This window comes from Acinetobacter sp. LT1 (genome assembly GCF_059800965.1).
In genome coordinates, this window is the sequence record NZ_JBBAXE010000001.1 from 266359 (window position 1) to 282682 (window position 16324).

Sequence of the window (16324 nt, forward strand, 5' to 3'; positions counted from 1 at the left end):
AGCGGACTTTTTCATGTCACTAGAACAATTATGCTTGTTCAATGTCTTTCATAGTCAATTTGATACGACCACGATTATCAACATCAGCAACTTGTACTTTCACTTCCTGACCTTCTTTAAGAACATCAGTTACGTTCGCAATACGTTCATTTGAAATTTGCGAAATATGAAGAAGACCATCAGTACCTGGCATGATATTTACAAACGCACCGAATTCTACGATACGGATTACTTTACCGTCATAGATCTTACCTGGTTCAACTTCAGCAGTAATTGCTTGAATCTTAGCAATTGCAGCTTTAGCAGCAGCTTTAGTTTCACCAAATACGCGAACTGTACCGTTGTCTTCGATATCAATTGCAGCTTTAGTTTCTTCAGTAATTTGACGGATAGTTGCGCCGCCTTTACCAATAACATCACGGATCTTGTCTGGGTTAATGTTAATCACTTCAAACGTCGGTGCATGAGCACTGATTTCAGCACGAGCACGTGAAATGACTTTATTCATTTCGTTTAGGATGTGCATACGACCAGCAAATGCTTGGTTTAATGCAACTTCCATGATTTCTTCAGTAATACCTTCAATCTTGATGTCCATTTGAAGCGCAGTAATACCGTTTGCAGAACCTGCTACTTTAAAGTCCATATCACCTAAGTGATCTTCATCACCCAAGATGTCAGAAAGTACTGCGAAACGCTCGCCTTCTTTCACTAAGCCCATTGCGATACCCGCAACTGGTGCTTTAAGCGGAACACCTGCATCCATAAGTGATAATGAAGCACCACATACAGAAGCCATTGAAGATGAACCGTTAGATTCAGTAATGTCAGATACAATACGAATTACATACGGGAAGCGGTCAGCAGCAGGAAGAACTGCTTGAACACCACGACGTGCTAAACGACCGTGACCAATTTCACGACGCTTAGGACCAGATTCACGGCCTGTTTCACCTACAGAGTATGCAGGGAAGTTATAGTGCAACATGAAGTTGTCAGTTTTAGTACCAGCAAGGGTATCAACCATTAACGCATCACGAGTATTACCCAAAGTTGTTGTTACTAACGCTTGAGTTTCACCACGTGTAAATAAGGCAGAACCGTGTGCACGATCTAATACGCCAACTTGAACGTCGATAGCACGAACAGTTTTAGTATCACGACCATCAATACGTGGCTTACCTGACAAGATGTTGTCACGTACTGTACGGTATTTAAGGTCTTCGAATAATTCGTTTACTTCATCAGCAATACCAGTTTCGTCATTTTCTGGAACGAACTGAGCTACAGCTTCTGCATAAAGTGCATCAAGTGCTGCGTAACGATCTTGTTTAACCGCAATTGTATATGCTTCAGAAATTTTAGCTTCGAAAGCTGCTTTTAATTGCTCAAGAAGAGCTTCGTTTTTAGTTGGAGCAACCCAAGTTGACTCAACAGCACCAGCAGCGGCAGCAAATTCTTTAATCGCTTGAATTGCAATTTGCATTTCGTCATGACCGAAAAGAACAGCACCCAGCATTTGGTCTTCTGAAAGTTCTTTCGCTTCAGATTCAACCATCAATACAGCAGATTCTGTACCTGCAACCACAAGGTCAAGGTCACTTTCTTTCAACTGTTCGAAGTTCGGGTTAAGAACATATTCACCGTTGATTAAACCAACACGTGCACCACCAATTGGACCACGGAAAGGAGTACCAGCAATAGACAATGCTGCTGATGTACCAAGCATTGCTGCAATGTCAGCATCCATAGTTTTGTCAGAAGAAACAACAGTTGCTGTTACTTGGATCTCATTGAAGTAACCTTCTGGGAACAACGGACGAATTGGACGGTCAATAAGACGTGAAATTAAAGTTTCAGCTTCAGAAGCACGACCTTCACGCTTACCGTAACCACCAGGGATACGACCAGCTGCATATTGTTTTTCTTGATAGTTCACTGTTAACGGGAAGAAGTCTTGACCCGCTTTTGCTTTAGGTTGAGCAACAACTGCAACTAAAACAGTTACGCCACCCATAGTGATTAAAACTGTGTTTGCTTGACGTGCAACGCGACCCGTTTCTAAAACGACTTGATGTTGACCGAATTGGAATTCTTTACGAACGATATTAAACATTGACATGTATTGTATTTTCCTAATTTTATTCTAGTGAGACCCCTAAGGTTTGGCATTCAGACTACACCGATTGGTAGATAAATGACAAAGCTTAGAAGCCATCACACTAGATCAATTATTTAAAATAAGTTAAACGCAAAGAAGGAGCGCACAAGCGCCCCTTCTAAAAATCACTTAACCTAACATTAAGTGAAACTCTCTTTTCAGCGATAAAGCATTGCGACATGCGAAATAGCGAAAACAAAGTGAAAATCGAATTAACGACGTAAACCTAAAGCACCGATCAAAGCAGTGTAACGACCGTGGTCTTTACCATTTAAGTAGTCGAGCAATTTACGACGTTGGTTAACCATACGGATCAAACCACGACGGCTGTGGTGGTCGTGTTTGTGAGCTTTGAAGTGACCTTGTAAATCATTGATTTGAGCAGTCAATAAAGCTACTTGTACTTCTGGTGAACCAGTGTCATTTTCAGCGCGAGCAAATTTAGCAATGATCTCTGCGCGGTCTGCATTAGTTAAAGCCATTCGATTTCTCCGAGATGCTTAAAAAAGTAAACGATATGAATCAGTTGAGGCAACTGACTGCCGTGCATCACTACAGCAAGTCGCCTATTTTAAGGTATCTATAGGTGGATTGCAAAATAGTTTTCAGTAACTTGTCATTTTAGACACTGACATGAAGACCTTAACCCTGCACACTAGCCTCGAATAAAAAGAAAGAAGCGCGAGGGACGTGTGAAAATTTTTTCAACCAACACTTGTCCAGTACCGGACAATATTGAGCAAGTCATTCGGCAAAAAGATGAAGTTGCTGCTGAACAGGGTGGAATGAGTGATCACCAGATTCAAAAAATCTGGAAAAGTATAGAAGCACTATATAAAACCGGAAACTATCCACTCATTACCTTTTGCTTACGCAGACAAGGTAAAATTTTACTCAATCGAAGCATTGGATATGCTCAAGGGAACTCTCCAGCAGGCCTTCAAGAAAATGCCCTGATTGCAACACCTGACACACCTGTTTGCCTATTTTCAGCATCAAAGATGATTACAGCCATGTTGATTCATCTATTAGATGAAAAAGGCGAAATCAACTTGCTTGATCCCGTGAGCTATTATGTTCCTGAATATGGGGTAAATGGTAAGCGTCGTGCAACGATCTTTCATTTATTAGCACATCGTGGCGGCATTCCTTATATTGATGGCGATGTCACACCAGATTTATTATTTGATAAAGACGAAATTTTAAAACGTTTATATGCTGCCCGACCTGTGTCTCCTGCTGGTAATCACCTTGCCTATCATGCTGTTACGGCAGGTTATATTTTAGGAGAAGTTATTGAACGGGTGACTGGGCAGGATTTACGTGAGTTTGTACATCAAACTATCGAAAAACCAATGGGGATGCCTTATTTCAATTATGGCTTAAAACCAGAATACCGTTCAGAAGTCGCCTTAAACTGTGCAACAGGTCTGCACCCACGCCTTGGTACCGATCACTATCTGAATCATGTATTAGGTGGCGGTTTACAACTTGCAGTTGATGTAACTAACGATAGTCGTTTTATGGACACCATTTGCCCAGCTGGAAACATCTATACCAGTGCAGAACAAGCTGGCCGCTTCTTTGAAATGCTTTTAAGTGGTGGAAGCTACGGCGGTCAGCAAATCTTCAGTGAAAAAACTATTTTCAGAGCAACACTACCAACTACAGGCGTTAACATTGACCGTACTTTGCTAATTCCAATGCGCTATGCTTTAGGACCAATGTTAGGCAGCAACCCTGTCGGCCTTTTTGGTCCAATGACAGGACAAGCATTTGGCCATTTAGGGTTTTCTAATATCTTATGCTGGGCTGACCCTGAAAGAGATATCAGTGTTTCCTTATTAACAACTGGTAAATCTGTAGTGGGTACTCACCTACCTGCTTTAGCTAAAGTACTCTATCAAATCTCAACCCAATGTCCACGTATACCGAGAGATCAACGCCGTTCGTTATTTGGTAGTGATTCTCATGAAACTGACTTAGTGTAGAAACAAATAAAAAACCCAAGCATTTCTGCTTGGGTTTTTTGCGCTGTAGTTTTTGTTTATCGTGTTATTACTGTTTTTATTGTCGTTGGTGAGATGCTAGTCACATCCTTCTTGTTGTTTTAACTCACTTCCGATGTTTTCGTTTCTATTTCCTTATGTGATGTATTGTGACATATACAATTATGAAGAAAAGTAGTATTTTTCTTATCATCATGTAAGTGAAAACGTACAGGTCTGTATAATATTTGGTAAATAGCCATTTTTAACCTTTAACGTACAGTTCTGTATAACATATAACTTAACAATTCACAGGAAAAATGCCTGTTTTGAAATCATATTATAGATAAATATATTGATATTATTGATTTAAATCTTTAGACAAAAACAGAGTGAAGATAGTGCTAAAAACGAAATGTTGTAATGCTTTTTTAAACATAGTGAAAAGTAGAATATAAAAAAGCCCTGTAGTCTCTCCCAAAACTACAAGGCTTAGCGGCTGTAAGTTTCCTCTTTATACACCTACTTCATTGTAAGTTCGCAGTCTCTCGACTTAAGTTATTATTATTGTGCGATTTTGCCCGACATTCCGTGCCAAGCTCGTTGTGCGTTTATAATCTCAAAAACACGGGGTGTACTCTAGCAGCAAATATCTCGAATCTATGTAAGCTTTTTCTTACAAGGGTAAAAATATTAAGTTTGTCTTAACGAACTAACCGATTAACTTTTTGAACTAAACCGCTTTTTCGTGTAGTACGAACTGTAAATGCTTGTAATAAAGCCTCTTGATGCACTAAAAGACTGACTACTTTCTTAGCTCGTGTAATCGCAGTGTAAATAAGTTCTTGGCTTAATAAGTTCTTGGCAGCCTGATCTAAAACGACAGCAGTATGGGTAAATTCAGACCCTTGCGATTTATGAATTGTTAAGGCAAATGCACTTTGAATACTTTTTGGTAATCGATTTGCAGCAACCCATTTGTTCAAACTTGGAAAATATACTTCAAACTGCTGTGGCTGAGTTCTGTGCTCAAAACACAAACCAATATCACCATTTGAAATACCGAGCTGATAATCGTTATAAGTCATCATTACAGGACGACCCACGTACCATCCACCAAGAGTCACTATTGAAAGTTGTTGCTGTATCCAACGCTGCGCATATTGATTTAACTGCTGCAATCCAAACGGACCATGACGAACTGCGGTTAAAATCCGGTAGTCATCAAATGCTTTTACTACATTTTGGATCTGTTCAATCGAGCGTTCTTCTTTTAAATAATTTTTTAGGCTTTTTACATACCCTTGGAAACCGAGCATGAGCTTCTGATAGTAAATTTCGACTTCTGCGTGATTCCCTTCTGGCAAATACTCAAGCTGAACCACATCGGGCATATCAACTTCTAAAGGAATTGAACGTAATTCTGAAACCTGAACAATGTCGATTTCAAACTGTTGCAAAACCTGCTCATGATTAATCTGACTGGTTTGCATTTGAATAAAACGTGCCACCTGCCCAATCAATGCACCTTCAGCAAAACGACGACTGGTTTGTAATTGTACTCGGTTATCAGCCAACGCCTGTATTTGCTGCAAATCTGCAAGAACCGCGCCGACATCGACAGAAGCAAGCTGATTTGCATCTCCTAATAAAATAATTCGACAAGACTCAGGCACAGCTTCAAATAAAAGAGTAGCCAGATTTAAATCCAGCATGGAAGCTTCATCGACGACAATCACGTCATAAGGCAAAGGCTGTTTTTGATTAAACCGTGGTGTCTGGCTATGTCCCATCCCCAACAAACGGTGAATCGTTTGTGTTCCCTGATTTCTGAGCTCTTCACTCACTAATCCGGACTCAAGCAATTTAGGATCGTTAAATGAGTTCTGTAAAGCCTCTTGCATTCGCTGTGCTGCCTTACCAGTTGGAGCAGCCATCGCCACACGAATATGCGGAATTGCTTGACTCAGCACAGCAATAATACGTGCCAGCGTATAAGTCTTACCTGTACCCGGCCCACCGGTAATAATACTCAGGCTCTGCCGAGCAACCATTTGTAAAGCTGCCTGTTGATGAAGATCGGTAAGCAGGTCTAAATAGTCATCACAAGAGACAGGTTGAATTAATTGTTGCTTTAATCGACAAATTTGTTCTGCAAGTCGTTGCTCTAGGTGCCAATATCGGTATAATGCCAACCCCTGCTCATCGTAGACGCACGGCGCAACTTTTGAGGTTGCTTGATCGGCAGATATAGCAAGCTGACCAAGTGCTGCAATTTGCTCTGAACTGATATCAATACAACTATCGCCTTGTAAGCTCGCTTCAATAAGCTGCTGCAAGTAAGAAGTAGCTTCTGACACTTGCGATTGTTCAGTAAATGGAGCCTGATTTAAGAAGTTACTCCACGTTGTTAACCAGCTTAAATCGGCTTGTTCAGGGCTGTTTAGATTGTCCACACACTTATCCACCTAGTTTTCCACACGCTTGTCCACATGGTTATAGACAGGCTTATCCACATGTCAAGTATTTGTTAATCTTAAAATTACGCATTTTATCAGCATTTTTCATGCTATTTTATCCTCAGCAAAATACCCCAAAATGGCATCAAGACGCAGAATAAACTCAATGCTAGGCTGCCAGTAATAATAGCCCTGCTCAGCTTCACCATTCATGCCACGTAAATAAAGATAAGTTGCCCCACCTAAGTGTTGCTCAATTTGGTAATCCTGCATTTTGACTTGCAAATAGCGATGTAATGCAACGAGATATAAACCTGCCTGTAGCCAATAACTTGCCAAAGACATGCTTTGGGCAATGCTATCGCTACGATAATCTGCAAGATCATCACCTAAATAATTACTTTTATAATCGGCAATGTGGTAACGCTGCCCATCAAAATAAACCAAATCGATAGAACCATTAAGGTAACGCGCTGAACGAGCTTCAAGCAGTTCTGGCATATGCAAACCATACTCAGCAAAAAGCTGCTGAATACGTGTCATTGCTAAAACCCGATCTGAAAGAGCTAAATAAAAAGGAAACTCTGATAAATACTGATCTTGTTGGAGCTGATTTAATCGAAAGCCTTGATAAAGCGGTGTCCGCAAAATATCTTTCAACCAGTCTGCAACTGACTGGTAAAGCAGGTTCTCGGCGTCCTCTTGCTCTGGGAAGCTCTCGTTATATTTACTGAGTAAATCTTGCCAAAGGCTGCTATAGTCATTTTTAAAACGACGACGTATTTCTATAACCCAGTCATCTGAACATTGAAAATCAATATGCTCAAAGATTTCATGTAAGAAATTACCAGCAAGCGTTCCTCGCGGAAAGTTACTCTTTATCCAGTCAATCGGCTGAGCACTGCTTGCTTCTGCAGTGTTGATTAAGTCCAACTCATCTTCTGCCAATACAGCATCATTGCTCTGGCTAGCCAATAAATCTGTGCCAGCCTTATGTTTTAAATGCTGTGCCAAGTAACTGAAACTGGTTTTCCCTCTCGAATAAAAACGTTGTTCAGGAAACCGTTTTGCTTGTATTTCAATAACACTGGTTTGCTTGGTTAAATGAATTGCTTGTGGAATCTGTTCCAAAACCATTTCATCCGTACAGCAACGGTGTTGAAAAGGCTCAGCTCTATTTTTCCAAAATGCGAGTCCTGATACTGACTTGCCATCAAGATCTTGTAGAACAGCGTAGACGCGGTGGCTTGCTCGCGTTAAAGCGACATACCAAAGGCGATTCTGTTCAGCAAGCGCTCGTTCTTCGTGTTGCTTAAGTTCTATTTCATTCAAATAAGTCTTATCAGCAATCGCAACGACACGTTGAGTTAAGGTCTGACTTGAGTCTGGTTGGACTACATCTTGGGTCGAAAAATTCAGAGTTTTATTATTTTCTCGAAAGGGCTTGTCTGCACCTAATAAGAAAACAATCTTAAATTCCAGTCCTTTTGACTGGTGAATTGTCATGAGCTGAACACCAGCTTCACTCGACAATTTACGCTCTAACTCCCAATCACGATCCAGAGGAGAACTCAACTGTTTGAGATACCAGTGGTAAAGGTTTTGCGCGCCTGAGTATTTCTCACTGTGCTGACTCAGAATTTCAGTTAAATGACGCAAGTTCACCACAACCCGTTCATTATCTTTACTTTGAGCTGCAACCAAATTTTGCCATATATCAAACTGGATGAGGCATTGTTGCCATGCCACTAAAAAGCCTTGAGTGGACCACAACTCTCTAATCGTGTCAAAACCAGTCATAAACTGGCTTAACCCTTCGGCTGTCTGCTCAAGTTGCAAGAGTTGTTTTAAATCCATGGCAAATAGACGGCTAATCAAAGCTCGCTTCACTTTTGCTTCATCGTAAGGATGAAGTATGGCGGTCAGCAAAGCCCCCACGTCTTGAGCAATCGAGCAATCGAAAACACTTCGTTTTGATGGCCTATTAACCCTAATTCCTAAACGTTCTAGCTCAAATTGAACTTTATCCAGCCCATCATGATTACGAGACAATACCGCAATATCATCTTCGTTTAAGGTTTGAGTCTGAGTATCTTTTTGAAAATATAGTTGTCCAGCATGTGACTGGTTAAGTAGATCTCGAATCTTCCATGCAACTTGCTGAGCCTCTGTTTCTTTATCTTTGAGCATTAACCAGCGTAAAGGGTGAGGATTATGATTATTCTGCTCAATCAGTACAGGATGAGGCCGAGTGCCTGCTCGAATTGGGTCATATTGAACTTCTTCACCAAAATCAATTTGTCGTTGAAATAAGGCGTCGACCACATCAACCAGATCAGCAACAGAACGATGGTTATGAATTAACTTATATTCACGACCATGTTTGGCTTGAATATCTTTATAGGCATTTAAAAAGGTGAGCATATCCCCACCACGGAAACCATAAATCGCCTGTTTACGGTCACCCACCATAATCATACAACCTTTTTGGTAGCGCTCTGGATGGCGCCAAATACTGGCGAGCATATCATCTTGATCTTGGTTAGTGTCTTGAAATTCATCGACCAAAATTAAGGGATAACGTGCCTGAACAAATACAGCAAAACGTTGCCCCTGCTCACCTTTTAAAGCTTCTGAAAGTGTACGAATTTGCTGAGAAAAAGTAGTTTCACCTTTATTTTGCAAAACCTGAGGTAAACGTTTTTTCACCTCTACACATAAATAGGCTTTTAAAAAAATATGAAGCTGGTCGAACTGCTCAGCGTAGTTTTTCAGCACACCAAATAGCTGTTGAATCTGTTGAATACAAGGATGTTGATAGAAACCATCTGAAATTTCAGCAGGACATTTTTTGAAAACTTTTTGATCGGCAAGTTGACCTAAAAACTTAAAAATAAGTTCTCTTTGTGCGGCTAATGACCAGTCAAAAACTAAAATAATGTCGCTTTGCTTTAGAACTTGTAGTAGCTGCGGTAAACATTCACTAAATAGTTTATTAAATGCCCCATTTCTAAATACTGTTCCGCTCACATGTTTATAGTGCTCGCCATCAAGCAAGTAATATGCTTCTAAAAGGCTGATATCAATTTCTGTCGCTAATTGTTTGAGCTGAGCAAGCTGTTCAAATTGAATGGTTGGTTTTTCGGGAAGCTTAAAATGAGCCGAACTAAAATTCAGTGAGTCTTCAACGAGTTTGACAAAACTGTCGACACTCTTAAGCTCACCTGCCAAATACAACGCATCAATCACAGTCTGAGGTTGAGACTGTATCCATTCACGCAGTACATCATGGATCAGTTGCCGACTATAAGTTTTAGCATCATCCGTAATTTGAGCGCGTTCAATTTTGCCGCTCTCAAAAGCAAACTCACGTAATAGTTTTTGACTAAAGCTATCGAGTGTCCCGACAAATAACTCGTCTAATTGATCTATAACCAATTTCAAACGTTCACACGCATAGGCAATACGCGTCGCAAAATGCTTTAGAATATGCTGGAGTAATAAATCAGGTTCTTGCTCTGCCTGCGTAAGTAATTCTTGTTCTGTAAAACTACGCTTGGCATCTAAATAACGGTACGTTTCAACCAAACGTGCACGAATACGGCTTTTTAACTCGGCAGCAGCAGCACGGGTAAACGTGGTCGCAATCACTTGTCTAGGCAAGTATTTTTCAAGAAAGATACGGACCATCAAACTGGATAAGGTATAGGTTTTTCCTGTACCAGCCGAAGCTTCAATTAAGTGTAAACCACTAAATTCAATATCAATAATAGGTTGATAAGACACCTGTACTCTTGAGTTCATGCCTTACTCCGAATGTTGAAATTGAAAAACCGGATGATACAAATCATACGCAAACTCATCACAAGCATGTTGAAGCAAAGCTTGCGCATCTTGTTCTTGCAAAATAAAGCTCCAGTCTTGATGCAACTTACAAGCTTCATTTTGAGTCATATCCATCGTGGTAAATGACCCTGTTTCATTCCAGTATTTTAGCAGCTCAGCATAGCTCTTCTCATCCAGTTTTGCTTTTTCTGTCTGATTTGTTGTTTCCCACTGATATGCTTTAGCTTTTTCTAATGGCTTTAATAATAAGGCTGCTGGTAAAACCAATGGTTGTTGCTGTGCATGGCGCCAGATTTTAAACCATGGTTGTAAATATTGCCGAGCTTGCTCAGAACTAATCCCACTACAAATCACAGTTTGATCGCTAAAAACCACAATACGGCGCTTTTCAGCTCCTGCACTACCCTCATTCAAATAAGCTAACCAGAGCAGATATTCTAACCAGACTTTAGCACGTCTTTTTGCGCGAGCGCTTGAAGGTTCCATACTCACCCAGTCCCGAGTTTCAGACTTCGGAACCGTAATATTCATATGAAGCTGTTTAGCAATTCGCCAAATACGCTGAGTTGTTTGTGTCACTGCTGGTGCATAATGGTGAAGGCGTTCAAGTAAACATTCTTGCTCAAAAACACCTTGTTGCCATGCGCTATATTTGACTTTACCGACAGGCAACTGATCAATTAATACTTCAGGTTGTGCTTGCTGTTCAGATTGTTGTAAAAAATGTCGAATCGCATAGCGCCCTAAACCATCTAATAATAAAGGTTCATTTTGGTCGAGTACTCCGACGCTTCCTAAGTTTTCTACCCCTAAAGTTTTCAAATATAATCGTGCAGGGAACGTCACATCCTGTATCCACTGCTGACTTTCTAAAACCAGCATGTCAGGCGCTTGTAGCGGATAGGTTGTGTTCGCCCAAGGTTGACGGCTTCCTGAAACTTGCTGAATTTGTGAAGCGACCTTAAACCAGTGATCTTGGTAGCGAATAACACGCTTCTCTACAGTAAAACCTTTCGGGTCAAAGGGCTGTAAATCATGTAAGTGATAGAGTTGTTTTAACTGTGATGGAATCTCAATTCCTTCAATAACGACACTTTCAGATACACCATCTTCAGCTTTCACGATCAACGCAAGATGTTCACGAAACTCTTGAAGAATACTGGAAGGTTCGCGCACCTCGCCATCGTTCACATCAAAGCCGTTATAAAACAGCCATAAATTTTCTTGGGCTAATAATAAAGCATCTAAAAAAGCACCTTGATCATCTTCAAGTCGAGAGCGATCACCTAACTGTTGGCGCAGTGCATCCATCAAATCAAATGGAACGTGTGTATCACGGTTTGGAAATTGCCCTGCATCAAGATTTAGCATGACCATTAAACGATAAGGTAACGGTCGAATGTGTCCAATTTGGGCAAAGGTAATTTGCCCTGTCGGTTCAGCTTGTGCACTTTGGCTTTCTAATGTCCGTTGAATTTCTTCAATAATATAAGGCAGAGGCAAAGTAATTTTGCGCAAAGTTCCGGTTTCTGTCTCGGCGTAATAACTTGCGAGTGTCAACATCCGTTCTTGTTTTTTAACAATTTCCCGCACAGCTTTTAAAGCAGCAACACCAACCTGCTCAAATTCAACAATATCTTTGCCTAGTACCTGAAGCCAATATTCAACGGTATAGACTTTTCCTTGTTCATGCAGAGTCAGCCAATCACGGCGCTCATTCAAATCTTGATAAATCTGAATGAGTGTACCAATCAGCTCGAAATCACCCGGTTGAACTTTGGCATAACTCAATACCTGATTAAACGTCGCATGTACAGGCACGGCAATACCAAGAGCCAATCGCTCTAAGGCAAATTTAAAGCTATATCGATAATCATCATCACCGTCACACAAACTGCGCTTGAGATGTTCTGCATCAAGCCCTCGTTTAAAGCCTGCATCGGCAAGTAAATTTAAAATTCGCTCGACCTGAACATACTCAAGTTCGTAACGTTGCTGGGTCGCATGCAAGCTTAACCAATCAGCAAAATCATCAAAGCTAAAACGGCCCTGCATCAGTTGAATACGCCCAATTACGGCACGCCAAGCATTAAGTGCATCAAGTGATGCAACACCTGCAATTTTCACTGGCAAATGTACACCTTGCTCAGTGGCAGTAGCGGGAAATACACTTCGAATTAAAGGTTCTATGTCGGCCAAATTAGGAACTAAAACTAAAATATCGTTTGGTCGGCGCGGCTGCTCATGTGGTTTAGCCAACCAGCCAATCAATTGCTCTTTTAGAACTTCAAGCTGACGTAAAGTCGAATGACAAACATGAATCTGAATCGAGTCATCGTCTGGAACAAGCTCATATTGCTTAGCTTGCGGTTCTACCAAATGCAAAATATCTGACTGAACTTTACCGAGTAAACTTTCAGGGAAATCATCTACAAAAGCATCCACCCACTTACCTTCTTCACCCGTAGATAAATTCGATAATAAAGAAAAGTGGTCGCGGGCTTGTTTACCCAATCTGGTTAAAAGCGGATGTCTAGACTCACGCGCTTCAGCATTAAAGTTGAGTGTGAATTTATTAAAGAAATCGCTAATTTCAGCATCAGTAGCCTTTGGATTTTTCGCAATAAAACGCTCTTTTACCCCTAAGTCATAACGCTGTTTCCAGAGTGGATCGACACTATCGGCCCAATATTCTTGTGAAGGGTTATAGTGCAAAATCAAGACATCAATATATTGGCCTAAACGGCGCAAAAACTGTAACTGGCTTGGTGGCAAATCTAATAATGTAAAAATCACTACTTGATTAGGTAATCTTGAAATAGCACGCTTACCACGGTCTGGATGATCTAACTCTTGCCAAAACAACGCGTCAATTTGCTGCATTTGCACAAAATCATCATGAAAATGTTGCTGCCACAACCAACGCTGCCAACGCTCTAGCTCCTCAGTTTGATGTAATGCAAAAGCAGTCACTTCTTCATCTTTCTTCACAATATATTTTTCAATATCGAGTGCTCGGCCCTGTCCCCAAGCAGACAACCAGTTTTCCGGACAGGTACAACTATTTTCACAACCACGCTGGCACTGTCCACGATAAATCATATAGTTGCTAAATAGATCGGCAACCTGCTCAGCGACCCAATACAGCATTTTTTGTTTTTTTAATTGTTTATCTATGCCTTGTTCGAGTCGATCTGCACTGTCATAAATACGCTGAACAATAGAATGTAAAGGATGCGACGTATCGATGCTCATCGTGTCAGGTTGAATAAATTCGTGTAGAGCCTGATGCACCCGCCATTTAAAAATCAAACGCGGGATGTTCGCTTTACGAACCTGTTCTTTATGCGCAGTTAAAACTTGCTGATAGGCAAACCATTGGAAACCTCGTACCCGTTGGTGAAACTGGTAATTGGCACTCATGCCTTGCTGTTCTGCAAGTTTTTGTATCAGCCACTGCTCGACCGCAGGACTTGGAACAATAAAATGTTGGGTTTTCAAAACCTGTAATGGATGCGTTGAAGCTTGAGATGTAGACGCCAATACACCTTGCAACAACACATCAATACGTTGACTTTGAATAACATGGATCCCCATTTATTTCATTTCCTGCTTGCATAATTTATGCACAAAATCATAAACATTCATTACTATACAACTGAATCTGACTATGTCACGTTGGTTTAAACACAGCATAATTTAACTCAAGGTGTCACTTACACTTGGTTTGAATGACGCCATCAAGAACTTATACAGGTAGACATTATGAAAATTGACAAGATTCCTGACTATATTGATCCTAGCCTAAATCTGGAACAAATTCGCGATGAGTGCCATGATCTCATCAAAAAAAGAGCTTACGTCTCAGCCGGAGCGGCAATTGTACCGATTCCTTTTTTTGACGTGGCGGTAGATTTGGGAATTTTGTCGCACCTGATTCCAGATATCAATTCCCGTTTTGGTTTAGCACCTGAGCACGTGAGCGTTTACGACCCAAAAACTAAAACTATTCATTGGGATGAGTTACGTAAACGCGGTTTTGAATTTTCAGGTTTTGTAGTCGCACGTACTACCGTTAAAAAAACATTTAACGGCTTTTTAGGCAAAATCGTAACAAAACAGGTGACTAAATTTATACCGCTAGGCGGACAAATTGTAGCAGCAAGTTTAGGCTATTTCATGATGAAAAAAATAGCAGAAACTCATCTGAATGACAGTTATAACCTTGCAAAACGTATTCAGCAAAAAAGCCGTGGCACTATTGTAAATTAATGTTTGCCTTGTAGCTGAGAGCTTAGTCTGCTCTCAGCTGTTTTAAAATGGCCTTCAATACTTCCAGACGTGCCGTATATTTATCATCAGTTGCAACGATATACCAAGGTGCATATTCAGTACTGGTTCGCTCAAACATATCGGCTGCTGCCTTTAAATAATCATCCCACTTATCACGATTACGCCAATCTTCTGCGGTAATTTTAAAACGTTTATGCGGTGTTTCTTCTCTGGCCTTAAAACGCTGCTCTTGCTCATCTTTACTAATCGCTAGCCAAATTTTTACTACAATCGTTTGACTATCAAATAAATCTTTTTCAAAGCGGTTTATTTCATCATAGGCACGCTGCCATTCTAAAGGTGAAGCAAAACCTTCGACACGTTCAACAAGCACACGCCCATACCAAGTCCGATCAAAAATCGTGATTTTTTCAGCTTCATTAATGCGGTTCCAAAAGCGCCATAAGTAAGGATGTCGTGCTTCAAAGCGTTCAGGTGCACCAATACAATGAATATCATATTCACGTGGGTCTAAGTTTTTAACGATTCGCTTAATGGCCCCACCTTTACCGGCTGCATCCATGCCTTCAAAAGCAATCACGACATTACGTTTATCAAAACGCATGACATCGGCAATTTTCTTACTCAGCTTATCCAGCTCTTTTTTATATTCAGCTTTTTCAAGTGGTTCATTAGAAGGTTTTAATAAACTCTCTGGAATTTTAGCTTGCTGCCATTTTCCTTTAACTTCAGTTTCATGCTCTGGAAGTTGACGCATGTGTTGTAAAAGGTATTGAGCAAAAAATTGATCACGCTGCTTTTCATCTTCGCCATCAATAATGTACCAATCATCGGTAAAACGACGGCGTAACTTTTGCAAAGTGTCATATTGTTTTTTATTACGCCAGTCTAGACCATGCAGCTTATGCCAGTGTTGCTCTGACGGATCTATTTTATCTAAACGTTTTTGCAGCGATTTCCATGATAGATCGAACCAGACTTTAACCACATCGACATAGTTATTTTTTAAATCTTGTTCAAATGCCCGCATATTTTCAACATATTCATCAAAGCGAGAATCATCTAAAGGCTCGGAAACATGCGTTGCGGTGACGAGCAAATCACTATACCAATTGCCAAACATCACCACGATTTGACCTTCAGTCGGAATAAACTCCGAGTAAGATTGCCAAAATGCTTCTGTGTCTGTCAGCACACGTGGCGCGTCTGCTTTGACTCGTAAATATCGTGGATCTAGCCACTCACGAAGCTGCTTAACGGCCTCGCCTTTTCCAGCCAGTTCAATACCACTCATTAATATCAGTGTGCTTTTAGCGTTGGGTTTGCCCCGACTTTCTTTTAACGCATATTGTGCTTCAATCAAATCGACTGAAAGCTGTTCTTCATCACGAATCTCAAATTTTGGTTGTTGTTCACTCATAGTCCACGGCTCTAATCTTTTATTGTTTAATTTCGATGATCTTTAACTTATGCGGTTAAATGATGAATTGCTATACAAATTATGTCATTGCGACAAAATTCTGTTTAAAAATTGACGCATGAATCATTTTTTTTACATCTACTCGCCATAGTACAAG

At 40.6% G+C, this 16324-nt stretch carries 8 protein-coding genes; 2 read left to right on the forward strand and 6 right to left on the reverse strand.

Features of this window, described 5'->3' with window-relative positions; genetic code table 11:
- Window positions 1-28: 28 nt before the first annotated feature.
- Window positions 29-2116, reverse strand: a complete 2088-nt coding sequence (pnp, locus tag WBW42_RS01260) for a polyribonucleotide nucleotidyltransferase (RefSeq protein WP_170814194.1) — start codon at window positions 2114-2116, stop codon at window positions 29-31.
- 257 nt (window positions 2117-2373) lie between these two features.
- Window positions 2374-2643, reverse strand: coding sequence for a 30S ribosomal protein S15 (gene rpsO / locus WBW42_RS01265; protein WP_002114951.1), 270 nt, complete (start codon window positions 2641-2643; stop codon window positions 2374-2376).
- A gap of 210 nt (window positions 2644-2853) precedes the next feature.
- Between rpsO and WBW42_RS01270 the strand changes: the two genes are divergently transcribed.
- Window positions 2854-4152: an EstA family serine hydrolase gene (locus tag WBW42_RS01270; RefSeq protein WP_045126415.1), complete on the forward strand. Its 1299-nt coding sequence runs from the start codon at window positions 2854-2856 to the stop codon at window positions 4150-4152.
- A gap of 701 nt (window positions 4153-4853) precedes the next feature.
- Here the strand turns inward: WBW42_RS01270 and recD are convergent.
- The 3 genes from recD to WBW42_RS01285 all read right to left on the reverse strand — a co-directional run bounded on the left by recD (window position 4854) and on the right by WBW42_RS01285 (window position 14051).
- Window positions 4854-6605 carry an exodeoxyribonuclease V subunit alpha gene (gene recD / locus WBW42_RS01275; protein ID WP_032070414.1) on the reverse strand — a complete coding sequence of 584 codons (1752 nt, stop codon included), beginning with the start codon at window positions 6603-6605 and terminating at the stop codon, window positions 4854-4856.
- A gap of 108 nt (window positions 6606-6713) precedes the next feature.
- Complete coding sequence (locus WBW42_RS01280; RefSeq protein ID WP_032070415.1) at window positions 6714-10412, reverse strand: UvrD-helicase domain-containing protein; 3699 nt, start codon at window positions 10410-10412, stop codon at window positions 6714-6716.
- A 3-nt stretch (window positions 10413-10415) separates the two neighbouring features.
- Window positions 10416-14051 carry an exodeoxyribonuclease V subunit gamma gene (locus tag WBW42_RS01285; protein WP_045126414.1) on the reverse strand — a complete coding sequence of 1212 codons (3636 nt, stop codon included), beginning with the start codon at window positions 14049-14051 and terminating at the stop codon, window positions 10416-10418.
- 168 nt (window positions 14052-14219) lie between these two features.
- On the opposite strand from WBW42_RS01285, the gene WBW42_RS01290 reads away from it, so the two are divergent.
- Window positions 14220-14726 carry a hypothetical protein gene (locus WBW42_RS01290; protein WP_016142355.1) on the forward strand — a complete coding sequence of 169 codons (507 nt, stop codon included), beginning with the start codon at window positions 14220-14222 and terminating at the stop codon, window positions 14724-14726.
- A gap of 22 nt (window positions 14727-14748) precedes the next feature.
- Here the strand turns inward: WBW42_RS01290 and pap are convergent, their stop codons facing one another.
- The gene (pap, locus tag WBW42_RS01295; protein WP_032062870.1) at window positions 14749-16167 is read right to left on the reverse strand and encodes a polyphosphate:AMP phosphotransferase; all 1419 of its coding nucleotides are present in this window, start codon (window positions 16165-16167) and stop codon (window positions 14749-14751) included.
- Window positions 16168-16324: the final 157 nt, after the last annotated feature.

Coding starts and splice junctions, on each gene's coding strand:
- pap (WP_032062870.1), bottom strand. CDS start 16,167: ATGAGTGAACAACAACCAAAATTTGAGATTCGTGATGAAGAACAGCTT.
- pnp (WP_170814194.1), bottom strand. CDS start 2,116: ATGTTTAATATCGTTCGTAAAGAATTCCAATTCGGTCAACATCAAGTC.
- rpsO (WP_002114951.1), bottom strand. CDS start 2,643: ATGGCTTTAACTAATGCAGACCGCGCAGAGATCATTGCTAAATTTGCT.
- WBW42_RS01285 (WP_045126414.1), bottom strand. CDS start 14,051: ATGGGGATCCATGTTATTCAAAGTCAACGTATTGATGTGTTGTTGCAA.
- WBW42_RS01290 (WP_016142355.1), top strand. CDS start 14,220: ATGAAAATTGACAAGATTCCTGACTATATTGATCCTAGCCTAAATCTG.
- WBW42_RS01280 (WP_032070415.1), bottom strand. CDS start 10,412: ATGAACTCAAGAGTACAGGTGTCTTATCAACCTATTATTGATATTGAA.